Here is a 753-nt window from a genome sequence, read left to right on the forward strand (position 1 = left end):
AGTTCTAAATAGTGTGGATGCTGAGAACGAAAACTATCTCCATCTATGATAACAATATTTCCTTGAAATTCTTTCTGTTTAATACGATGAATTGTAGTCTTACCGGCACCACTTTGCCCTCCGAGCAAAATCGCTATAGGTTGCTTACTGGACTTTTTTCCTCTTGTCAGTGAACGAAGATTCCGTGCTAGAGCATGTTTGAATTCACTGTCAGTATAATCTTGGATTTCCACTAGGCTACCATCCGTTTTTCAGATATCTCTAACATACGTTCAATTCCATCCAAATAGCCGCTATATCTCTCTATTTCATCAAAAGTTTCTACTAAATAGATATTCGTATGAATCAAGTCAGATAGATCATCACTCATTAAAATCCAAGGATTAGATTCATCATCAATGCTAATTCCCTGACTATCTTGATAACGATAGAGTCGAGATAAAAGATTAGCACCTCTTTCTTTCACAATTTCAATTTTTAAAGTCAATTCATAGTCTTCAACAGGATTGAGCATTTTATCTTCTCCTACAATATCGACATAAGATACATTAAACTTCTGACAAATGATGTCTATTAATTCGGTAGAGACTGAACTCGTTCCATTTTCATAACGACTCAAGCTATTTCGAGAAATTCCTATAATTCGGGCAAATTCGGGTTGTGTTAATTCATGTGTTTTACGTAAGGATTTTATGTTCTTTCCAATCATGGCAAACTCCTTTATTTTTATAATTCAATTATAGCATAAAAAAG

General features: G+C 34.0%; 2 protein-coding genes. Both read right to left on the reverse strand.

Annotation, left to right across the window (positions count from 1 at the left end; genetic code table 11):
• The coding region (locus HT701_RS09685; RefSeq protein ID WP_172931470.1) for a zeta toxin family protein at window positions 1-233 on the reverse strand (233 nt) is incomplete at its 3' end.
• Window positions 233-709 (reverse strand): type II toxin-antitoxin system antitoxin PezA, encoded by a 477-nt coding sequence (gene pezA, locus HT701_RS09690; RefSeq protein ID WP_000579623.1) that lies wholly within the window; start codon window positions 707-709, stop codon window positions 233-235. The genes HT701_RS09685 and pezA, both read right to left, overlap by 1 nt.
• Window positions 710-753 lie beyond the last annotated feature (44 nt).

The organism is Streptococcus sp. 10824 (genome assembly GCF_013276595.1).
GTDB lineage: Bacteria > Bacillota > Bacilli > Lactobacillales > Streptococcaceae > Streptococcus > Streptococcus pseudopneumoniae.

What these genes read in the sequence shown, in the direction of transcription:
- pezA (WP_000579623.1), bottom strand. Translation starts at nt 709, where the DNA reads ATGATTGGAAAGAACATAAAATCCTTACGTAAAACACATGAATTAACA.